Source organism: Pseudomonas sp. LS-2, assembly GCF_003605735.1.
GTDB lineage: Bacteria > Pseudomonadota > Gammaproteobacteria > Pseudomonadales > Pseudomonadaceae > Aquipseudomonas.
Map to the genome: position 1 here is coordinate 364,836 of NZ_QXTJ01000039.1, position 22,387 is coordinate 387,222.

Genomic DNA, 22,387 nt, shown 5'->3' on the forward strand with positions numbered 1-22,387 from the left:
GTTTCGGCCTGGTGTTGCTGCTAACGCTGGTGATCACCCTCACTGGCTGGCACGGCCTGGACACAATGATCGAACGCTCGGAGTCGCTCACCGCGATTGCCCGGCTCAACGCAATGACCAAGGACCTTCGCTCCGAGCGAATCACCTTCCGGGTGGAGAACACACCGGACAGCGCCCGCCGCGTGGTGGACCGGATCAACGAGATCGAATCGCACCTGGTGACGCTGCGCGAAGACGACCATCCCGACGACATCCTCAAACAGCTGAACAAGCAGAGCGAAGTTCTGGTTTCGCTGGAAAAAACCTTCACCGACCTCGCTCAGCTTCTGAAAACCCGAGAGAACTCGCGGATTGAACTGGCGAAGCTTTCGGAGCAAGCGCTCAGATCGGTCGGCCAGGTAGAAAGTGAAGTGCTCAAAGCCGTCAGTCAGGAGCAGGACAGCAGCGAACGGATGGACGAGTTCACGAACCTGCTGCAGCTGCGCAGGCAGATCCAGACCGCGCGCTACGAGGTTCAGGCCTATGTCTACAGTGGTCAGGACAGCTTCGAACTGGCCGCGATTGCGGCCATCGATGAGGCGCTGAAGGAGGTTGAGCAGATCGCGGCTGATCAGACAGACGCAAACGCTGAGGGGCTGTCGAACGCAAGAAAGGCGCTGCACGCTTATCGCGCACAACTGGGCGAGCTCAAAAACCTTCAGACCAACGCCGAGGCGGCGCACGAGTTGATGGAAGGCATGGCTGACACGTTGCTTGCTTCCACCGACGCGATCAGCACGTTGCAGAGCCAGCGGCGCGATGCCGAAGCCGCGCAGTCACGCACAACCCTGAGCAGCGTTGCCGGGCTGGCGATTGTGCTCGGGGTTCTTGCGGCGTGGCTGATCACCCGCCAGATCATCGTGCCATTGCGCCAGACTCTGAGCGCCGCCCAGCGCATCGCAGAGGGCGACCTGAGCGTCGATCTCGACGTCGAACGCCGCGACGAAATGGGTAGCCTGCAACAGAGCATGCAGGACATGACGCTCAGGTTGCGCACTCTCATCAGCGGGATCGGCGACGGCATTGCCCAACTGGCGAGCGCCGCGGTTCAACTGTCGGCGGTGACGGAGCAGACGAGCGCGGGGGTGAACAACCAGAAAGGCGAAACCGACCAGCTCGCCACCGCAATGAATCAGATGACGTCGACAGTGATGGAGGTCGCCCGCAATGCCGAGGAGGCCAGCGAAGCGGCGCAACAGGCCGATCAGCAAGCACGGGAGGGCGACAAGGTGGTGGCCGACGCGATCTGCCAGATTGAGCGCCTGGCAGCCGAAGTGAACAACTCGACTCAGGCCATGGGACAGCTGAAAACCGAGAGCGACAAGATCGGCTGCGTGTTAGACGTGATCAAGTCGGTGTCGCAGCAGACCAACCTGCTGGCGCTCAATGCTGCGATCGAGGCGGCGCGCGCCGGAGCCGCAGGGCGCGGCTTTGCAGTAGTGGCCGACGAAGTACGCAGCCTGGCGCAACGCACTCAGGAGTCGACCGAAGAAATCGAAGTGCTGATTGCCGCGCTGCAAAACGGGACGCAGCAGCTGGTCAGCACGCTGGATGCGAGTCGCGGGATGACAGACAAAGGTGTAGAGCTGAGTCGACGCGCCGGCTGCGCCTTGGAAAGCATCACCCGGACGGTCTCGACCATCCAGAGCATGAACCAGCAGATCGCCACCGCCAGCGAAGAGCAAAGCGTGGTCGCCGAGCAGATCAACCGCAGCGTGCAGACCGTACGCGATGTTTCGGAGCAGACCGCCGCTGCCAGCGAAGAAACCGCCGCTTCCAGCCTGGAACTGGCGCGGCTGGGAGAGCAGCTGCAGGCGATGGTGGGCAAGTTTCGGGTTTAACGTACCCCTAACAAAAACGCCGCCGAAGATTGCTCTTCGGCGGCGTTTCCACTTCGGGGGGTCACTTATGCGTTGACGAGCGAGTGCTCATTGACGTGAGTGGCCGGCTGCAGTGGCAGCAGCGGTGCATGCGGATCGGCCTTGACCGACGCGCGCCAGGCTTCGAGCCAGGCTTCGTTGCCTTCTGCCCAGACCGCTTCGTGCAGGCGCGCCAGCGCAACAGGATCGCTCAGCAATTGCAGGCGTTCGTTGTTGTTCAGATGCTCCGGACCGCCCTTGATGGCGTGACGCACGCGCTCGACACGCATCCACTCGATAGGCTCGGCATGACGGTGACGCGAGGTCGCCAATGCACACGCCAGAGCGTTCTGCTGCGGATCGACGACGGCACGTACGAAACCATCGTTCAGAGCATGCCAGCGATTCTCGTGGGTGTACTGATCAGTGGAGACCAGTTCCTGCGGCGGGGTGTGCTCCTCTGGAATCAGGAACAGGCTTTCGTCACGCGCTTTCAGGCCCAGATTGGTCCGGCTGGAAATCACCGACACCGGGATCGACAGCATCAACGACCCGACGATTGGCACCAACCACCACAGGAAGCTCGGGTTCAGCCAGGCCACCAACAAGGCCCAGGCAAAGCCCAGCAGGGTCTGTGGACCGTGACGCTTGACCGCTTCGCTCCACGGCGTCGAGTCGTCGTCACGCTGCGGCGAGTTCCAGGTCGCAGCCCAGCCGAGAAACGCGGCCAGTACGAAACGGGTATGGAAAATCATCCGCACCGGGGCGAGCAGCATGGAGAACAGCATCTCCAGCAGCATCGACAAGGTGACTTTGATGCGACCGCCGTAACCGACTGCGCCCTTGGCCCAGATCAGCACGATACTGAGCAGTTTCGGCAGGAATAGCAGAACGATGGTGGTCGAGAACAACGCGACGGCTTTCTCCGGGTGCCACTGTGGCCACAGCGGATAGAGCTGGCGCGGTTCGAGGAAGTACGTCGGCTCCATCAGCGTATTCACCGCCAGCAACGCGGTGGACAGCACCAGGAAGAAGAACCATAACGGTGCCGACAGATAAGACATCACGCCGGTCAGGAACACCGCGCGGTGTACCGGGTGCATGCCTTTGACCAGGAACAGGCGGAAGTTCATCAGGTTACCGTGGCACCAGCGACGGTCACGCTTGAGTTCATCCAGCAGGTTGGGCGGCAGTTCTTCATAACTGCCCGGCAGATCGTAGGCAATCCACACGCCCCAGCCCGCACGACGCATGAGCGCGGCTTCAACGAAGTCGTGAGACAGAATCGCACCGGCGAAAGCGCCTTTACCGGGCAACGGCGCCAGTGCGCAGTGCTCGATGAACGGCTTCATGCGGATAATCGCGTTGTGACCCCAGTAGTGGGATTCACCCAACTGCCAGAAGTGCAGGCCGGCGGTGAAGAGCGGACCATAGACGCGGGTGGCGAACTGCTGCATGCGCGCATACAGCGTGTCCATGCCCGAGGCACGTGGCGCGGTCTGGATGATACCGGCGTCCGGGGTGGCTTCCATCAGGCGTACCAGACTGGTCAGGCACTCACCGCTCATGACCGAGTCAGCGTCGAGGACGACCATGTAACGGTAATCACCGCCCCAGCGACGGCAGAAGTCATCGAGGTTGCCGCTTTTGCGTTTTACGCGACGGCGGCGACGACGATAGAAGATCTTGCCGAAGCCGCCGGTTTCACGGCAGACGTCCAGCCAGGCCTGCTGCTCGGCAACGGCGATGTCGGTTTCGTTGGTGTCGCTGAGCACGAAGAAATCGAAGCGATCCAAGTCACCGGTAGCGGCAACCGACTCGAAAGTGGCGCGCAGACCGGCGAATACGCGAGGCACGTCTTCGTTGCAGATCGGCATCACCAGCGCGGTGCGGGCACCGGCTTCGATAGGCTCATTACCCGCGCTGGCGCCGGAAATACGGTATTTGTCGCGCCCGGTGAGCAACTCGAGGAAGCCCATCAGTGCCGTCCAGAAACCGGCGGATACCCAGCAGAACAAGATACCGAACAGCAGCAGAATGCTGGTCTGCAACGCATATGGCATCACTTGAACAGCGGTTTGCCAGAGGGTCTGATGGCTGATTTCGTCGAACGAAACCAGCGACCAGCCTTGATACGGCAGGATGCCCTTCATGTAAAAGCCAGCGACGATGGTCTGGCCCAGCATGAGGATCAGCAGGATGTAGCGGCGGATAGAACCGACCGTACGCCAGCGCGCCTTGGGCAAATCACGCGGCAAGTCATCCTTGCTCGGCTTCGGAGGGTTGGTTTTGCCGGTCAGCCGACGCCAGCCACGGTGCAGGATGTTGGTCCGCCATGGCTCCGGTACGACTTTGGTCCGACGAATCGGCGGCGTCGCCTTCAAAACCACACGGCCACTGGCATCCACGCTCAGCATTTCTGCGTCTTGCAGTTCGTCAGCGGTCGTCAGTGTCAGACGACGGCCCACCGAAGCCTGGGCGGCCTCGGCGGAGTCGGTGACGGTCTGCGCCGAAAGGCGTTCATGCAGCTCAGCGAACGAGGTGCAGCTGGCCAGTTCGGCCCGCTGCTCGTCGCTCATTGGCAAATGTGCAAGGTACTCGGAAAGAGACTCTGGCACGGCTTGAGAATTACTCATCGGCTGGCAACTGGTAGCTCCAGGTCTCGGTCAGGACTTGTTGAATCATGGCCGGCCCCTGTTGGGTGGATGCAGCCTCTACCGCTGGCTGCGGGGTTTCTTTGCTGCCTTTGTTCGCCTTGGCGGCATCGCCTAGCGCGGCTTCAGGACGCGAGGCTTCGTCGGACTTGGCATCGGCGACCTTGGCAGCATCGGCAGGCTTGGCGGCATCGGCAGGCTTGGCGGCATCGGCTTTGGCCGCGTCTTTGCCGTCTGCCTTGGCGTCAGCTTTTGCATCTGCCTTGGCGACTTTGGCGTCCTTCGCGTCACCGACCTTCACGGCGTCGGTTTTCACGATTTCGGCTTTCTCGTCTTTCGGTGCCACTGCCACTACAGCCGGTTTGGCATCCGCTTTTTTCTCAGGCTTCTTGTCTGATTTGTCAGCAGTGATGACCGCAGGTTCCTTACCCGGCTCGGCTGGAGTCTCGCGCAGCAGATAAGCGCGCATTTCCACAGGTTTGTTCGAGTCCTTGACCTTCAGACGCAGCGTCAGACGCCAGCCCTTGGTAACAGGGTTGTAGCGCAGGTTGTTTTCCACCAGATCGGTGTTGTCATCGGTGGTGACCTGGCTGCGAATCGCCGGATCTTCACCCATTTTGGCCAGTGTCGGGCCGACGAAATCGACCAGATAGGCAACGCTGCCGTCCGGCTGACGAATCAGGTTGGACTGCTTCACGTCACCCGTGGAGCGCAGAGTCTGCTTGACCCAGCCCAGATCCGGCGAGTGAATGGAGTCTTCATCCATGGTCCAGTGCAGACGATAGTTGAAGTCAATCGGCTGGCCTGGCTCAGGTTGGGTTTCCGGCTTCCAGAAGGCAACGATGTTGTCGTTGGTTTCGTCGGCAGTCGGGATTTCGACCAGATCGACAGTGCCCTTGCCCCAGTCACCCTTCGGCTCGATCCAGGCGCTCGGACGTTTGTCGTAGCGGTCGTCCAGGTCTTCGTAGTGGCTGAAGTTGCGACCACGTTGCAGCAGACCGAAACCACGTGGGTTTTCAACCGAGAAGCTGCTGACCGACAGATGTTTCGGGTTGTTCAGCGGACGCCAGATCCACTCGCCGTTGGCCGCCTGAATCGACAGACCGCTGGAGTCGTGCAGCTCGCGGCGATAGTTGAGGACTTTCGACGGCTGGTTGGCGCCGAACAGGTACATGCTGGTCAGCGGCGCAACGCCCAGTTTGCCGACTTTGTCACGCAGATACATGCGCGATTGAACGTCGACAAGCGTGTTGGTGCCCGGACGCAGGGTCAGCTTGTAGGCGCCAGTGGCGCGCGGGGAATCCAGCAGCGCGAAGATCACCAGATGGTTGTCGTCAGTGCCCGGCTTCTCGATCCAGAACTCGGTGAACCGCGGAAATTCTTCACCGGACGGCATCGCAGTGTCGATGGCCATGCCGCGTGCGGACAAGCCATAAACCTGACCTTTGCCGATGACGCGGAAATAGCTCGCGCCCAGCATGGTCATGATCTCGTCTTGCTTGTCGTCTTTGTTGATCGGGTAGGTGACGCGGAAACCAGCGTAACCCAGGTTCTCGGTCGACTTTGGATCAAACTTCACATCGCCGAAATCGAAGCGGCTCGGGTCGTACTTGATCTCGTTGACGGTGGTGGCCGTCACTTCGTTGATCTTGACCGGCGTGTCGAAGTGCATGCCCTGGTGGTAGAAGGACAGCTTGAACGGGGTTTTGTCATTGGCCCATTCCGCCTTGTCCTGCAGGAAGCGAATTTTCTGATAGTCGGCAAACTTCATGTCGCGGAATTCCGCAGGAAGGTTGCTCTTTGGCGCTACGAATTTCTGTCCGGCCAATTCTTTGGCCTTTGTCGCCACGTCGTCAAGATCGAACGCCCAGAGCTGACCGGCGCCGAAAAGACAAAACAGAGCCGACCCGGCCAACAAGGCCCTGCGCAGGCGCTTGCCAGGGGTCTTTGGTGCATTACATGGACTAACAATCACGAGCAACCCTCGCCGAAAACAGATGAAGAAACCAACGGCCAGCTATCAAATGCCGGGTTGGCGAGCATTGTTCCGACTCCGAAAGGGGCCAATGATTCCCCAAACGACGTCGGACCAGTCTGCGTTTTTACCAATTTGACGAGCAATCGCCCGTCTTTGTAGCGCGCGATTATCTAGTAGCCCGCGTTACAACGCATTAGGGGAAGCAAAGTATTTATGGCTTTTTGCCTAATAAATTCGGGTATGGCAGCCAGAATCGCCGCTTTAGGTCTCCAGTAAAAATGTCACCGGGCCATCATTCACCAAATGCACCTGCATATCCGCACCAAATTGGCCCGCCGCTACCTGCCCGTGCGAGGTTTTAGCCTTCTCAAGCAGATAGTCAAACAGTTCAGCGCCCAAGGCAGGAGGCGCCGCTTTCGAGAAGCTTGGACGCATGCCGCTTCGTGTGTCTGCCGCCAATGTGAACTGTGAAACCAGCAACAGACCGCCCTTCACATCGCTCAACGATAGATTCATCTTGCCGTCGGCGTCGCTGAACACCCGATAGTTAAGCAGCTTGTGCAGCAATTTGTCGGCGCTGGCGCGGGTGTCCTGCGGTTCGACCCCCACCAATACCAGTAAACCCTGATCGATGGCGCCGACGGTTTCGCCAGCGACCTCGACGCGTGCGCCGCGCACGCGCTGAAGCAGACCTTTCATTCATGATCCTCGTTTTCCAGGGTTATCACCCTGTAGGAGCGCGCTTGCCCGCGATAGCGGTGTGTCAGGTGTCGATGAAATGTGCGGACTGACGCAATCGCGGGCAAGCGCGCTCCTACAGTAGACCCACTACCGCGTCCGACTCAGATCACGCCTCTTCTGGCGGCAGATCCAGCAAACGGCGAGCCACTTGCGAGGCGGCGCGCACCAGCGCATCGGTGATACCCGGTTCCGACGCCGCGTGGCCCGCATCGCGAATCACCTGCAGTTCGCTGTTCGGCCACGCCTGATGCAGCTCCCATGCATTGTCCAGCGGGCAGATCACGTCGTACCGACCATGCACAATGATCCCCGGCAGGTGCGCGATTTTGGGCATGTCGCGAATCAACTGGTTCTCTTCAAGAAATGCATTGTTGGTGAAGTAGTGGCACTCGATCCGGGCGATCGACAGCGCGCGTTGCGGCTCGGAGAACCGATCAACCACCAACGGATTCGGACGCAGGGTCGCAGTGCGGCCTTCCCAGGTCGACCAGGCTTTGGCGGCGTGCATCTGCGCAATCTGGTCGTTGCCGATCAGACGCTTGTGAAAAGCGTTGAGCAGGTCGCCGCGCTCATCGAGCGGGATCGGTGCCAGATAGTCCTGCCAGTAATCCGGGAACAGACGGCTGGCGCCTTCCTGATAGAACCATTTGATCTCCTGCGGACGGCACAGAAAGATGCCGCGCAGAATCATTGCATGAACGCGATCAGGGTGGGTCTGGGCGTAGGCCAGCGCCAGCGTCGAGCCCCACGAGCCGCCGAACAGCACCCATTTGTCGATGCCCAGGTGTTTGCGAATCCGCTCCAGGTCTTCGACCAGATGCCAGGTGGTGTTGTTTTCGAGATTGGCGTGGGGGGTGGAGCGACCGCAACCGCGCTGGTCGAAAGTGATGATGCGATACAGGTTCGGATCGAAGTAGCGACGGCTCTGCGCGTCGCATCCCGCACCCGGGCCACCGTGGATGAACACCACCGGCAAGCCTTCCGGCGAGCCGCTTTCATCGACGTACAGCACATGAGGCTCTTCCACTGCCAGATCGTGCCGGGCATAAGGTTTGATCTGCGGGTACAAAGTCTGCATAGGTGCTCCATAAGTCCAATTCAGGGGCTTCTATCTATCTGCCGTTGGGCATCATAAACCCGAATCCACGAATCATCATGCTTGCCTGTTTCTGCGCAGCTGTCACCCCTGTTCTCTGGGTGTCTGGGAGTTAAGACCAATCTGTGCAGTCCGGCTTGCCGGCGGCAGCGATTGCGAAGACGTCACCGCCGGCAAACGGAACGTCGCCCGGCCGGACTGCTACAGGGAAAGAAATGAACCTGAAGAGTTTTGTGAGCCGGGGGAGTCTATGGCGGACAACAAGGTTGGAACGATCAATGCAAGCGTTTCCACCCACGCCTTTGAAGTTCAAATGCAGGCGAACCAGAGCGCTTTACCCGAGTCGAACCGAGGGTCGTGCAAGCGGAAATCTCATTCAATTGGCAGGAAATAACCAACGACACGCCCTACAGTCAAACAACCCCTTTCAATCGTCCAACCAACTTGAGGTCGTACCCGATGTCTCCGGAACCCAACGTTCGTGACGCTGAAGTGGCAGCCTTTCGTGAAGCTGTGCTCACCAAACTCGAGTATGCCGTCGGCATGGCTGCCGCNCATTGCCCTGGCGACCCGCGACAAGATGGCCGAGCGCTGGATGAACCACACGCGCTACATCTACAAGCAGGAAAGAAAGCGCGTCTATTACCTGTCTCTGGAGTTCCTGATCGGACGCTTGATGTTCGACAGCCTGAGCAATCTGGGCATCATGGAAATCGCTCGCGAAGCGCTCAAGGGCCTGAACGTCGACCTGGAAAAAATCCGCACACTGGAACCCGATGCCGCATTGGGCAACGGTGGCCTGGGGCGTCTGGCCGCCTGTTTCATGGAAAGCATGTCAACGCTGGGCATCGCCGGTCATGGCTACGGTATTCGTTATGAGCACGGCCTGTTTCGCCAGGCCATCGTAGACGGTTGGCAGCAGGAACAGACCGAAAACTGGCTTGATTTCGGTAACCCGTGGGAGTTCGAACGTCCGGAAGTGATCTACCAGATCGGCTTCGGCGGCAGCGTGCAGCCAGTGCTCGACGTCACTGGTGCGCCGGTGCTGGACGCGTCGGGCGAAACCCGACAGGTCTGGCATGCGGGCGAAACCGTGCGAGCCATTGCCTATGACACCCCGGTGGTCGGATGGCGCGGCAAGGCGGTCAACACCTTGCGCCTGTGGCGTGCCCGAGCTGTGGAAGACCTGCACCTTGAGCGCTTCAACGCCGGTGACCACGTCGGTGCCGTGGCAGAAGTCGTCAGGGCGGAGAGTATTTCCCGCGTGCTGTATCCGAACGACAGCACCGAGGCCGGTCAGGAACTGCGCCTGCGTCAGGAATATTTCTTCGTCTCGGCCTCGCTGCAGGACTTGCTGCGCCGCCACAAGAACATGGGCTACACCATCAACAGCCTGCCGGAGCACGCAGCAATCCAGATGAACGATACGCACCCGTCGATCGCGGTGGCGGAGCTGATGCGTATCCTCATCGACCTGTATGACGTGGAATGGGACGAAGCCTGGCGCATCACCGTCGGCACCCTCGCCTACACCAACCACACCTTGTTGCCCGAAGCGCTGGAAACCTGGTCCGTCGGTCTGATGGAACGCATGCTGCCACGCCACATGCAGATCATCTACATGATCAACGCCCAGCACATCGACAACGTGCGTATCGAGCACAAAGACGATCCTGATCTGTTCGACCTGCTGCGTGCGGTGTCGCTGATCGAAGAAGACAACGGTCGCCGCGTGCGCATGGGTAACCTGGCGTTCATCGGCTCGCACAGCATCAATGGAGTGTCGGCGCTGCACACCCAACTGATGCGCAAGACTGTTTTCGCGCAACTGCACAAGCTCTATCCCGAGCGCATCAACAACAAAACCAACGGCATTACGTTCCGTCGCTGGCTGTTCCAGTCCAACCCGCAGTTGACGGCGATGCTGGTCAAGGAACTCGGCGAACAGGTCCTCGACAATCACGAAACCGCGCTGCTCAAACTGGAGCCGCTGGCCGACCAACCGGCTTTCCAGAAAGAGTTTGCCGCGCAACGTCTGCACAGCAAGCAGGCGCTGGCGTCGATCATTCAGGAACGCATGGGCATCACCCTCAACCCTGAAGCCATGTTCGACGTGCAGGTCAAACGGATTCACGAGTACAAGCGCCAACTGCTCAATCTGTTCCACACCGTGGCGCTGTATCAGGCCATGCGTGCCGATCCGAGCACCAATTGGGTGCCGCGGGTGAAGATCTTCGCGGGCAAGGCGGCGGCCAGTTATCACTCGGCCAAGCTGATCATCAAACTGGCTAACGATATCGCGCGGACGGTCAACAATGACCCTACCCTGCGCGGCCGTCTGAAAGTGGTGTTCATCCCCAACTACAACGTGAGTCTTGCCGAAAGCATCATTCCGGCAGCGGACCTGTCGGAGCAGATTTCCACGGCGGGCCTTGAAGCGTCCGGCACCAGTAACATGAAGTTCGGCCTCAACGGCGCGCTGACCATCGGCACGCTGGATGGCGCCAACGTGGAAATGAGCGAGCAGGTCGGGCTGGAACACATGTTCATCTTTGGCATGACCGCGCAGGAAGTCGAAGCGCGCAAACATGCGGGAGAGTTCAATGCGCACAACGACATTACGGCGTCTTCGCGCTTGAACGATGTGCTGCAAGCGATCCGTGGTGGGGTGTTCTCGCCGGATGATCCATATCGCTATGCCGGGCTGATCGATCAACTGATCAATTACGACCGTTTCTTTGTCTGCGCGGATTTCGAATCCTACTGGGCGGCACAGGCCAGAGTCGAAGCGCGGTGGCATGACTCGAAAGAATGGTGGCGCTCGGCGGTGCTGAACACTGCGCGCATGGGTTGGTTCTCTTCGGACAGAACCATTCGCGAGTACGCCAACGAGATCTGGAAGGCGCTGGATTGAAGTAGCGCATAGAAGGCGGGATAAGCGCGATTGAGCTGCCCGCCAACATCGTTGTAGCAGCCCGGCTTGCCGGCGGTGACATTATCGAAATCGCCACCGCCGGCAAGCCGGACTGCTACATGGGGAGCGCGCCACTCTCCCCTTCTTCGGTGACCGAGTCTTCAGTACCCGACACAATTTGTCTTCTACTCTTCAGCGGCCGATATACTCCTGGCCATCGCCGGTCACCGGCCGAGAAGGGATGTCGAAGCGTGCAATGGATTCTTTTGCTGGCAGGTCTGTTCATCGGCGCAGTGCTCGATGAGTCACTGACGGGCGGCGCTGTCGGCGCGGTGCTGGGACTGGCGCTGGGCCTGAGTTTCCGGCTGTCCTCCGTGGCCCGTGAAGTCGCTGTGCAGAAGGCCGAGCTGACAAAAGCCCGGCATGACCTGCAAGCCGTTCAAGCGCGTCTGAACCTGCTGGATTCCGCGGCCACGCAGCTGCCGGACGCACCCGCCCCTGCACCCCTGAATATCCAGCCTGTCGCCGACTCCGGGCCTGAACTGCTGTTCGATCTTCCGGATCTTGAGCCAGAACCCGGCCAGACCTCGAGCGATTCCGAATGGCGCCGACCAGCCGACGCGCCGCAACCTGCTCGCCCTTCGGTATCGGCTGGACCCAATTTCTTCGACAGTGCCCTTCTGCGCGCCAGAGACTGGCTGCTGGGCGGCAATACCGTGCTGCGAATCGGTGTTGTGCTGCTGTTTCTGGGGCTGGCGTTCCTGCTGCGCTATGCGACAGAAGGCATGGTCGTGCCCATAGAGGCGCGTTACGCCGGGGTCGCATTCGCCGCGTTAGTGTTGCTGGGCCTGGGCTGGTGGCTGCGACAGCGCAACGAGTCCTTTGCCTTGATGCTGCAGGGCACCGGTGTGGCGGTGCTGTACCTGACCGTATTCGCCGCAATGAAAGTGCACACATTGCTGGCGCCGGGCATGGCCTTCGGTTTGCTGATCGCCGTCACGGTGTTTTCGGCGATCCTGGCACTTACCCAGAACTCGCTGGCTCTGGCTTGCGTGGCAGCCCTTGGCGGATTCGCAGCGCCGCTACTGACTTCCAGCGGGGAAGGCAGCCATGTCGCGCTGTTCAGTTACTTCGCGCTACTCAACGCAGGCATTTTCGCCATTGCCTGGTTCAAGGCCTGGCGTCCATTGAACCTGATCGGCTTCATCGGCACGTTCGGCATCGGCTGCGCGTGGGGGTTGAAATCCTATACATCGGAATTGTTCTGGAGTACCGAGCCCTTTCTGGTTCTGTTCTTCCTGATGTATCTGGCCATCGGTCTGCTGTTCGCTCGTCGTAAATTGCAGGAGCACAGCACCGGCCCCGATGACGACAGTCGCGAGGCCATGCTGCGCTGGTCGGCAACGCAAAGTCATTACGTCGATGGCAGTCTGTTGTTCGGCACGCCGATTGCCGGGTTCGGCCTGCAATACGCGATCGTCCAGCACTTCGAATTCGGTCCGGCCTTCAGCGCGCTGGTGATGGGCCTCCTTTATATGGGAATCGCACGAGTGCTAGCCGGTCGTGCGTCGGCTGCGGGTGGAGCCGATCGGGCGTTGCTGTTGGTGGAAACCTGCTTGGCGCTGGGTGTTGTGTTTGCGACGCTGGCGGTCCCTCTGGGCTTGAGCGCGCAATGGACGACCGTCGCCTGGGCGGTCGAAGGCGCTGCTGTGTTCTGGCTCGGTATGCGTCAGAACAGAATGCTGGCCCGCGTCTTCGGCATTTTGTTGCAACTCGGGGCAGGGGCTGCGTTTCTGGGGATGGTGGGGCGCGAGCACTCACAGAGCTTCAATCCAGGCGATTTCTGGACACCGCTGATCATCGCCCTCGCCGGTCTGATCAGTGCTTTTATCACCGAACGCATCGGCACCCTGCGCCTGGCACTCAGCGAACGTCTGTTGCAACCCGCACTGCTGATCTGGGGCGCGGCGTGGTGGTCAATCGCCCTGCGCGTCAGCACGCACTACGTGCCGGGCGCACGGGAAATGCCAACGCTGTTGCTGCTGGGCGGTATCAGCGTCGTGCTATGGACCCTCGCCTCATTGCGTCTTAAATGGTCGGGGCTTGCGCAACTGTGCGTATTGCTTACGCCCACCAGCTGCCTGTTGCTCGGTCTCATGCTTTTCGACCCGTATTACCACCCCGCCGCCGATTGGGGGTGGTTGGGTTGGCTGGCCGTATTGGCCGCTCACCTGTTGTCATTGCGACAGCTCGACGCAATCCTGCACCCCCGCTTGCGCAGTGCCGCTCATGTACTCGGTTGTTGGCTGATCATTGGGGTTTTGTCGCTGGAATTGCGCTATGGATTGCTGGTGTTGTCCGAGTCCTACAACGCCTGGCGCTGGCTCGGCTGGGCGCTGTTGCCAAGCCTGTATCTGCTCGCGATGACCGCTTCGCGCAATGGGCCTTGGCCGTTGAATGCCTACCCTCGCGAGTATCGCGTATGGGCGGCCGCGCCGCTCGCGTTGCTGATGCTGGCGTGGTTCTGGCTGGCGAACGGATTCAGCGAAGGTGCTGCCGATCCGTTGCCCTACATCCCTTTGCTCAACCCGCTTGAGCTGGGGCTGTTGATCACTCTGACCGGCATTGTCAGTTGGACGCGCAAGCAACTGCCGCAGTTGGGCATCAATTGCGCAGACGCACGCAGGGCTGCCTTGGTGATTGCCGGCGCATCGCTGTTCGCGCTGGTCACCGCGATGGTTCTGCGCAGCGCTCATCACTGGGCGAATGTGGCCTGGGACACCGACGCGCTCTTCGATTCCATGCGTGTACAAGCCGGGCTGTCCATTGTCTGGACCTTGATGGCGCTGGCCTTGATGATCGGCGGACACCTGCGGGCACGACGTGAAATCTGGATCGCTGGCGCGGCGCTGATCGGCATCGTGGTCGCCAAACTGTTCTTCGTCGAGCTGAGCAATCGTGGCGGTCTGGAGCGGATCGTATCGTTTATCGGCGTTGGCATTCTGTTGCTCGTAGTGGGATATTTCGCACCACTACCGCCGAAAATCCCTTCCCGCAGTCCACCATCAGCCGACGATGCGACTCAGGATTCGGCACCGCAATGAAGCGCAGGAGTCAGTTGGTGAGTCATCCGTCCATCGTCAAGGGCGCTGTTTTCGGCGCTCTACTCTGCACAGGGCTGTTAGGTCAGGCTCAGGTCCGGGCAGAGGATCTGCCAGACGACTTCGCCAGTCACACGCAGCTGACCGTCAGCGGCGAAGGCCCGTGGTATCGCCTCGAACTGCCGCTGGCCCTGCAGCTTAATGCACGTCAGAGCAACCTCAATGATGTACGTGTGTTTAACGCTGACGGTCAGGCTCAGCCTTATGCGATCACCCTCGCAGAACCGCAGCGCCAGGATGACCAAACTCCGGTCGCGGTGAAATGGTTCCCGCTCTACAACAGCGATGACGCCAGAGACGCCGAGCCCAGAATCCGTGTCGAGCGTTCGAGCAATGGCACGTTGGTCGAGGTTCAACCGCAAGGTGAAATCGAAGCGGGCGAGGAAATCCTGCGTGGCTGGCTGCTGGACACGAGCCCCATCAAGGCGCCTCTGGACCAACTGATTCTCGACTGGAGCACCGAACGCGAAGGCTTCCAGCGTTTCAGCATCGAAGCCAGCGACGATCTGCAGCATTGGAAGCGTTGGGGCGAAGGCCAGGTGGCGCGGTTGTCGTTTGCCGATGAGCTTGTCGAGCAGCGCGTTGTCACCCTGCCCGGACGCAACGCCCGCTATCTGCGTCTGCTGTGGAGCACGCCTCAATCGGCGCCGACGCTGACGTCCGCACAGGTCGTTCACACACGCCCCGGCGTTCTGCCTCTGAGCTGGTCGCCTTCCATCGACGGCAACGTCGAGAAGCCGGGCGTCTATATCTGGCAGTTACCGGTCGCCCTGCCGCTTGAGCGCATGAAAGTCGCCATCAGCCAGCCCAACAGTCTTGCACCCGCAGCGCTGTATGGTCGTCGCGACAGCAATTCACCCTGGCAGCTCATCGACAGCGGTCTTCTCTACCGCCTGACCCAGAACGGGCGGGACGTGGTGCAGGATGAGATGGAATTACCCGGCGATGTCGTGCAGCAACTGAAGCTGGAAGTGGACGACCGCGGTGGAGGTCTGGGCAGCGAAGCCCCGAAACTGAGCTTCGCCGTGCGTGGGACACAACTGGTGTTTTTGGGGCGCGGTGCTCCGCCCTACAGCCTGGCCATCGGTAACCCGACCATAAAGAGTGCAAGCCTGCCGCTGTCGACATTGGTGCCCGGCGTGACGCCGGAAAAACTGGCGGCACTGGGCAGCGCGAAACTGACGGTGACGCCGGTTGCCGTTGCGGCGCCCGTGGCTCCAGTCTCGACTGGCCCCGACTGGAAGCGCATCGGGCTGTGGAGTGTTCTGGTGCTTGGGGTGCTTTTTCTTGGCTGGATGGCACTGGGCACGCTCCGCGCATCACGGTCTAGATAAAATTTTGGGATCGGGTTATCGCTGAACCGATCCCGAAAACGCAAAAACCCGGCAGATGTACACCAACTTGTCACCGATGTGCGTCTACGCTCATGTAGCCCGTGAACTCAATCACTACCAAGTCGGTCTGACAGGCAGTATTAAGTCGTTACACGCGTTAAACTGTCCGCGTTTTTCTTCCCCCCTTCTTCGGAGCTCTCCATGTCCCGCGTTACCCTGAGTCGTTATCTGATTGAGCAGACCCGCAGCAATAACACTCCTGCCGATCTGCGCTTCCTTATCGAAGTGGTGGCGCGTGCGTGCAAGGAAATCAGCCACGCAGTATCCAAAGGCGCCCTGGGTGGCGTCCTCGGCAGCATGGGTACTGAAAACGTTCAAGGTGAAGTGCAGAAGAAACTGGACGTGATGTCCAACGAAATCCTGCTCGAAGCCAACGAATGGGGCGGTCACCTGGCTGGCATGGCGTCGGAAGAAATGGACAACGCCTATCAGATCCCGGGCAAATACCCGAAGGGCGCATACCTGTTGGTATTCGACCCACTGGACGGCTCCTCCAACATCGACATCAACGCGCCGGTCGGCACCATCTTCTCTGTGCTGCGCTGCCCGAATGAATACCTGAGCCAGAACGAAGCCCTGAACGAAAAGGCCTTCCTTCAGCCTGGCACTCAGCAAGTGGCAGCCGGTTACGCGATCTATGGTCCGCAAACCATGCTGGTGCTGACCCTGGGCGACGGCGTCAAAGGCTTTACGCTGGACCGCGAAATGGGCAGCTTCGTGCTGAGCCACGAAGACATCAAGATCCCGGAGTCCACTCAGGAGTTCGCGGTCAACATGTCCAACCAGCGTCACTGGGAAGCGCCGGTCAAGCGCTACGTCGAAGAACTGCTGGCCGGTGAAGAAGGCCCGCTGAAGAAGAACTACAACATGCGCTGGGTCGCAGCGATGGTCGCAGACGTGCACCGCATCCTGACTCGAGGTGGCCTGTTCATGTACCCGCGCGACGCTCGCGAGCCGTCCAAGCCGGGCAAACTGCGCCTGATGTACGAAGCCAACCCGATGTCATTCCTGGTGGAACAGGCGGGTGGCGCGTCCACCGACGGTCATCAGCGCATCCTCGACATTCAGCCTGACGGCCTGCACCAGCGTGTAGCCGTATTCCTGGGCTCGAAAGAAGAAGTGGAACGCGCGACTTCGTACCACAAAGAGTAAGGATCATGAGCGCGCCCTGGCGGCCTCTGCTTGATTGGTGGTTCGGTTCTGCCGAGTCGCCGACCGAGGTTGCCAAGGCGAAAAACAAGCTCTGGTTCGGCAAGAAGAAGTCTCAGGACACCGACGCGCTACACCGCTTCGGTGGTCTGGTGGAGCTGGCGCTCAAGGGTGGGTTGTCCGAATGGGCCGAGACCCCGCAAGGCTGGCTGGCGCTGGTGCTGTTGCTGGATCAACTGCCGCGCATGATTTTCCGCGATACACCCAAATCCTTTTCCGGCGACAAACGCGCACAAGAACTGGTCCATCACGGTCTGAAGCTTGAACGCGATCTGGCGCTGAGCCCGCTGCAACGCACCTTTATCTATCTGGTGCTCGAACACGCCGAAAACCTAGCCGCTCAGGACGAAGCCGTTCGACGCTTCGCCAACCTCCTGCCGTTGCTGCCTGCCACGGATCGCGAGTATTTCACCCGGACGCTGGACTACGCGAAAAAGCATCGTGTGGTGATCGAACGCTTTGGCAGGTACCCGCATCGCAATGCGCTGCTGGGCCGTGAGTCTACTGTTGAGGAAGTGGAGTTTCTGAAGGAGCGCGGGTCGCGGTTTTGAGGCTTATCGGTCAACGCGCAAAAGACGCCTCGTCAGCAGCGAAACCATATCCCGGCGCACATCGACGACCGCGTGGATAAACACCACATCCTGTCGAATCTCATAAATGATGCGGTTCATGCCGCACAACACCTGTCGATACTCACTGAGATTTAGCATCTCGATCTCGTCCGGGACCGATCCCGCTTGCGGAGAGACAGCCAGCATCAGCATGGTTTTTTTCAGATTCTGCGATGTGTCCAGCCAGACCGACCGGGAGAATCTGGCAATCAGGTAATCGCGAAGTTCTTTCAGATCCAGCTTTGCAGAGTGGAGGATGACGACGTTGAAACTCATTGGTCAGCGGCCCCGTCCAGCTCGCCGAACACGTCCTCTACATTCTCAAAGTGACCCTCTTCGATTTCTCTGTTGCCCAACGCCAGTATCTTCAGCAGTGCGAACGTTTCCATCTGCTCCTCGTAAGTTTTCACGTCCATGACGACGAGCTTTGCTTCACCATTTTGTGTAATCAGCATTGGCTCTCGACTCTCCGAAATCGTCTTCACGATCTCGGCGGCATGGCTTTTCAGGTAGCTGATCGGCTTGACTTGTGACGAAAATTTCATGGCGCCCCTCCCAATATTAGGCAGGACTGATTCTAGTCTTAATTTGGTCACCCTCGCTAATTACCGATTCGCATAAGCGGCTGGCAGAAGCGTTCTGGCAAAGTCATCACAGGGGCGGAACCAGATCCGCTCTTTTCTCTTCTAAGCTTGCGGCATCACGCCAGTGATTGCGCCATCGGCCAACACTGCGACGTCGCCCCCTTTCGATTCAGGAGCTTCACCCATGTCTTTGCGCTCTCTCGCGTTGTTGTCGTTCTGCGTGCTGCTGGCCGCGTGCAGCAAGATCAATCAGGAAAACTATTCAAAAATCTCGGCGGGCATGTCGAAGGCGCAAATCGAACAGCTGCTGGGCAGCCCGACTGAATGCTCCGGCGCTCTGGGGATGTCCAGCTGCACCTGGGGCGATCAGAAGACGTTTATCAGTGTTCAATATGCCGCCGATAAGGTCGTGCTGTATTCAGGTCAGGGTCTCAAATGAACATTCACCGAGTGATGCGTTTTACCATGCTGACGCTGACCGCACTGTGGCTGTCAGCCTGCGCAGTGGTTCCGCAAGCAGAATCCATGGCTCCCCGCACCGAGGACCGCGTGAACTTGAAGCGTTACCAGGGCACCTGGTACGAACTGGCGCGACTGCCGATGTTTTTCCAGCGCAACTGCGCGCAGTCCGAAGCCCATTACGCGCTCAAGGATGACGGCAACATCGCCGTGACCAATCGCTGCCGCACGCCGGAAGGCAAGTGGGAAGAAGCCACCGGCACCGCTTCGCCGCAGGTCGAAGGCAAGACCGACAAACTTTGGGTGGTGTTCGACAATTGGTTCTCACGTCTGCTGCCGGGTGTCGCCAAGGGTAACTACTGGGTGCTCTACGTCAGCGACGACTACAAGCTGGCGCTGGTCGGTAACCCGAATCGCAAGTACCTGTGGCTACTGTCCCGCACGGCGCACGTGGATGAGACGACGCGCAGTGAGCTTGTGATGAAGGCGCAACAACAGGGTTATGACACCACTCGCCTGATCTGGCGGGCTGAGGATTCGACGATCGCCAAATCCGCTCAATAGCACCGCTTCCTGGTGGGAGCGCGTTTGCCCGTGATGTGGTTTGTCACGCAACGTGATGTCGACCGACAACCTCAATCGCGGGCAAGCGCGCGCCTACACAAGCGATTGCGGTTTGCCGGTCAACATCCATGTGACCGACCTGACGCTATCGCGAGCAAGCTCACGCCTACAGGGGATTCATCATCCGCCTGTGTTTAACCCAACAACTCGCGCAGCACCTGCGCAAACGACCGGCGGCTTACTTCTTCATCGGCATGCCGCCCTTCGCGAATCACCCACCGACCGTTGACCATCACCTCACGAATCTGTCGATCGCCACCGCCGAACAACCAGCGATTGAGGATGCCATCGCCCGAAGCAGTCGCCAGATACGGATCGTTGCCATCGAGCACCAGCCAGTCAGCACGTTTGCCGACTTCCAGCGCGCCAACCGGCTGCCCCAACGCCTGGGCGCCGCCTAGCAGCGCAGCGTCGTACAGCGTGCGCCCGACCATCGGCTGGTCGGGACGGTACAGCCGGTTACGGCGCTGATCGCGCAATCGCTGACCATATTCCAGCCAACGCAATTCTTCGACGACGCTGAGCGAGACGTGGCTGTCCGACCCGATACCCCAACGCCCCCCCTGAGCGATGTAATCCACGGCCGGGAAGATCCCGTCGCCCAGATTCGCTTCAGTCGTCAGGCACAGTCCCGCCACAGCGCGACTCCTGGCCATCGATGCCACTTCATCGGCCTCTGCGTGGGTGGCGTGCACCAGACACCAGCGCTCGTCGACATCGACGTTTTCGTACAGCCATTGCAGAGGGCGACGACCGCTCCAGGCCAGGCAATCGTCGACCTCCTTCTGCTGTTCGGCGATGTGAATGTGGACCGGGCATTGGCTGTCGCTGGCGGCCATTACGTCAGTGATCTGCTGGGGTGTGACAGCGCGTAGAGAATGGAAGCACAAACCCAGCGCCTGCGCGGGTTGCGCAGTCATGATCGGTTTGAGGCGCGATTGCAGGTCCAGATAACGTTCGGTGCTGTTGATGAACCGACGTTGCCCCTCATTCGGTGCAAGACCGCCAAAACCCGAGTGGGTATAAAGCACCGGTAGCAGCGTCATGCCGATGCCGACCGAACTTGCCGCCTGACTGACTTGCAGCGCCAGCTCCGCAGGGTTCGTGTAGGACTTGCCGGTGGTGTCCTGGTGCACGTAATGGAATTCAGCGACCGAGGTGAAGCCGCCTTTGAGCATCTCGATGTACAACTGCCGCGCAATCACGCCCAACTGCTCCGGGCTGATTTGCCCGACCAGGCGATACATCAGATCACGCCAGGTCCAGAAGCTGTCATTCGGGTTGCCCGCGACCTCCGCCAGACCGGCCATTGCGCGCTGAAACGCGTGGGAGTGCAGATTCGGCATGCCCGGCACCACCGGACCGCTGATCAGTTCGGCCCCCTGCCGGTCGGCATTGGCCTGAACGCTAGTCAGATAACCTTCGGCGCTGATCTCGAAACGTACGTTATTCGCCCAGCCGGCGGGCAATAACGCTCGTTCGGCAAAGAAAACGGACATGGCTTTGCACCCCCTGGCTTGAAATTGTCTATACATATACAGACGTTTGTCTGCCCGGTAAACTGCGGCAGGCTTGTCGTTGTACGCGTAAATGGTTAGCGTGAGCGCCATACGACGCCAGTTGCCTCCGACTTTTACGCCATAACAAGGACTTTTCAGTGCCGACTCCGCCTGCCAACTCTCCGCTGGCCGCCCAGATGGGTGACAGTCCGGCGCCGCTGTACGCCAGGGTGAAGCAAATGATCACCCAACAGATCCAGAACGGGACCTGGCCGCCGCACCATCGCGTGCCTTCTGAAAGTGAACTGGTCACCCAACTGGGTTTCAGCCGCATGACGATCAACCGCGCCCTGCGGGAGATGACCGCTGAAGGCATGCTGGTGCGCATGCAGGGCGTCGGGACCTTTGTCGCCGAGCCGAAAACTCAGTCCGCCCTGTTCGAAGTCCACAATATCGCCGATGAAATCGCCGCCCGCGGCCACACCCACACCTGTCAGGTGATCATCCTGTGCGAAGAGGCTGCCGGTTCCGAACGCGCCCTGGCACTGGACATGCGCGAAGGCCAGCGGGTGTTTCACTCGTTGATCGTGCATTTCGAAAACGGTATTCCCGTGCAAATCGAGGACCGTTTCGTCAACGCCTTGGTTGCGCCGGAATATTTGCAACAGGACTTCACCAAACAGACGCCCTACGCCTACCTCAACCAGGTCGCCCCCCTGACCGAGGGCGAGCACGTGGTCGAGGCGATTCTGGCCGAACCTGACGAATGCAAATTGCTGCAGATCGAAAAGGGGGAGCCATGCCTGTTGGTTCGGCGTCGTACCTGGTCCGGCCGCCAGCCGGTGACCGCCGCCCGCCTGATCCACCCCGGCTCCCGCCACCGCCTGGAAGGACGTTTCAGCAAATGACCCGCCTGACTGTTCTACGTGCCGTCGATTACCCGCGCATGCCCTGGAAAAACGGTGGAGGCAGCACCGAGGAAATCACCCGTGACGCAGGCGACGGGCTGGAGGGTTTCGGTTGGCGCCTGTCGATTGCCGATATCGGCGAGCCGGGCGATTTTTCGGTGTTCGCCGGTTATCTGCGAATCATCACGGTGCTGCAAGGCGCCGGCATGACGCTAAACATCGATGGTAAGGACAGCGAGCCTTTGCTGGTTTCCGACCCGTTTGCCTTCAGCGGCGACAGTCGGGTGTCCTGCACTTTGCTGGATGGCCCGATCCGCGATTTCAACCTGATCTATTCGCCGAACCGCTTTCGAGCGCGGCTACAGTGGATCGACGTGCTGCAACCTCAGCGCTTCTTCAGTTCGGCCAATGCGTTTCTGGTATTCAGCGCGGCGGAGCAGATGGCGGCCAATGTCGGCGAACATCCGCCGCAGTTACTGGAGCGGCACGATTGCCTGCAACTGGACAACGCAGAAGGTTCGTTGTTGGAAGTCGTCCTGTATGCGCCGCGCGCCAGCCGTTGTTGCGTGATCGAACTAACGGCGATCTGACCGGCCTCTGCAGGAGCGTGCTTGCCCGCGATGAGCGATGACCCGGCACATCAGAACAACCGCATAG

At 59.9% G+C, this 22,387-nt stretch carries 16 protein-coding genes and 2 pseudogenes; 11 read left to right on the top strand and 7 right to left on the bottom strand.

All coding sequences use genetic code 11. From position 1 onward, the window contains the following. Nucleotides 1–65 precede the first annotated feature (65 nt). Both D3M70_RS34310 and D3M70_RS34315 read left to right on the top strand, forming a co-directional pair. Nucleotides 66–1,022: pseudogene (locus D3M70_RS34310) on the top strand (methyl-accepting chemotaxis protein); the annotation flags it as partial. After that, entirely contained in the window at nt 1,017–1,880 is an 864-nt protein-coding gene (locus D3M70_RS34315; RefSeq protein ID WP_375233030.1) for a methyl-accepting chemotaxis protein, read from the top strand. The pseudogene D3M70_RS34310 and the gene D3M70_RS34315, both read left to right, overlap by 6 nt. A 65-nt stretch (nt 1,881–1,945) precedes the next feature. Here the strand turns inward: D3M70_RS34315 and mdoH are convergent, their stop codons facing one another. The 4 genes from mdoH to pip form a co-directional block, all read right to left on the bottom strand. Next, entirely contained in the window at nt 1,946–4,534 is a 2,589-nt protein-coding gene (mdoH, locus tag D3M70_RS22890; protein ID WP_120127900.1) for a glucans biosynthesis glucosyltransferase MdoH, read from the bottom strand. After that, the gene (locus D3M70_RS22895) at nt 4,527–6,533 is read right to left on the bottom strand and encodes a glucan biosynthesis protein G (RefSeq protein WP_165869866.1); all 2,007 of its coding nucleotides are present in this window, start codon (nt 6,531–6,533) and stop codon (nt 4,527–4,529) included. The genes mdoH and D3M70_RS22895 overlap by 8 nt, the downstream gene beginning before the upstream one ends. A 258-nt stretch (nt 6,534–6,791) precedes the next feature. Next, a complete protein-coding gene (dtd, locus tag D3M70_RS22900) occupies nt 6,792–7,229 on the bottom strand; it encodes a D-aminoacyl-tRNA deacylase (RefSeq protein WP_120127902.1) in 438 nt (145 codons plus the stop codon). Between the two features lie 148 nt (nt 7,230–7,377). Beyond that, complete coding sequence (pip, locus tag D3M70_RS22905; protein WP_120127903.1) at nt 7,378–8,349, bottom strand: prolyl aminopeptidase; 972 nt, start codon at nt 8,347–8,349, stop codon at nt 7,378–7,380. Nucleotides 8,350–8,922: 573 nt separating this feature from the next. Between pip and D3M70_RS22910 the strand changes: the two are divergent. The 5 genes and pseudogenes from D3M70_RS22910 to D3M70_RS22930 all read left to right on the top strand — a co-directional run. Further along, nucleotides 8,923–11,281 (top strand): annotated as a pseudogene (locus D3M70_RS22910) (glycogen/starch/alpha-glucan phosphorylase); the annotation flags it as partial. 251 nt (nt 11,282–11,532) lie between these two features. Beyond that, nucleotides 11,533–14,385, top strand: coding sequence for a DUF2339 domain-containing protein (locus D3M70_RS22915; protein ID WP_120127905.1), 2,853 nt, complete (start codon nt 11,533–11,535; stop codon nt 14,383–14,385). After that, on the top strand, nt 14,382–15,776 hold the full coding sequence (locus tag D3M70_RS22920) for a DUF3999 domain-containing protein (protein ID WP_120127906.1): 1,395 nt from the start codon (nt 14,382–14,384) through the stop codon (nt 15,774–15,776). Before D3M70_RS22915 ends, D3M70_RS22920 begins: the two co-directional genes overlap by 4 nt. Nucleotides 15,777–15,977: 201 nt before the next feature. After that, on the top strand, nt 15,978–16,988 hold the full coding sequence (locus tag D3M70_RS22925) for a class 1 fructose-bisphosphatase (protein ID WP_120127907.1): 1,011 nt from the start codon (nt 15,978–15,980) through the stop codon (nt 16,986–16,988). A 5-nt stretch (nt 16,989–16,993) separates the two neighbouring features. Further along, nucleotides 16,994–17,596, top strand: a complete 603-nt coding sequence (locus D3M70_RS22930; protein WP_120127908.1) for a DUF924 family protein — start codon at nt 16,994–16,996, stop codon at nt 17,594–17,596. Between the two features lie 3 nt (nt 17,597–17,599). Here D3M70_RS22930 and D3M70_RS22935 read toward each other — a convergent pair whose 3' ends face one another. Continuing rightward, a complete protein-coding gene (locus D3M70_RS22935) occupies nt 17,600–17,932 on the bottom strand; it encodes a type II toxin-antitoxin system RelE/ParE family toxin (RefSeq protein WP_120127909.1) in 333 nt (110 codons plus the stop codon). After that, the gene (locus tag D3M70_RS22940; protein WP_120127910.1) at nt 17,929–18,201 is read right to left on the bottom strand and encodes a type II toxin-antitoxin system Phd/YefM family antitoxin; all 273 of its coding nucleotides are present in this window, start codon (nt 18,199–18,201) and stop codon (nt 17,929–17,931) included. The genes D3M70_RS22935 and D3M70_RS22940 overlap by 4 nt, the downstream gene beginning before the upstream one ends. A gap of 223 nt (nt 18,202–18,424) precedes the next feature. Between D3M70_RS22940 and bamE the strand changes: the two genes are divergently transcribed. Beyond that, nucleotides 18,425–18,679 (top strand): outer membrane protein assembly factor BamE, encoded by a 255-nt coding sequence (gene bamE / locus D3M70_RS22945; protein ID WP_081563693.1) that lies wholly within the window; start codon nt 18,425–18,427, stop codon nt 18,677–18,679. A 26-nt stretch (nt 18,680–18,705) separates the two neighbouring features. After that, entirely contained in the window at nt 18,706–19,263 is a 558-nt protein-coding gene (locus tag D3M70_RS22950; RefSeq protein ID WP_256659980.1) for a lipocalin family protein, read from the top strand. Between the two features lie 194 nt (nt 19,264–19,457). On the opposite strand, the gene D3M70_RS22955 is transcribed toward D3M70_RS22950, so the two are convergent. Further along, nucleotides 19,458–20,822 (bottom strand): formimidoylglutamate deiminase, encoded by a 1,365-nt coding sequence (locus D3M70_RS22955; protein WP_120127912.1) that lies wholly within the window; start codon nt 20,820–20,822, stop codon nt 19,458–19,460. A gap of 197 nt (nt 20,823–21,019) precedes the next feature. Between D3M70_RS22955 and hutC the strand changes: the two genes are divergently transcribed. Together hutC and D3M70_RS22965 are read left to right on the top strand one after the other, a co-directional pair. Next, complete coding sequence (gene hutC / locus D3M70_RS22960) at nt 21,020–21,730, top strand: histidine utilization repressor (RefSeq protein ID WP_177418473.1); 711 nt, start codon at nt 21,020–21,022, stop codon at nt 21,728–21,730. Beyond that, nucleotides 21,727–22,320 carry a HutD family protein gene (locus D3M70_RS22965; RefSeq protein WP_120127914.1) on the top strand — a complete coding sequence of 198 codons (594 nt, stop codon included), beginning with the start codon at nt 21,727–21,729 and terminating at the stop codon, nt 22,318–22,320. The genes hutC and D3M70_RS22965 overlap by 4 nt, the downstream gene beginning before the upstream one ends. Nucleotides 22,321–22,387: the final 67 nt, after the last annotated feature.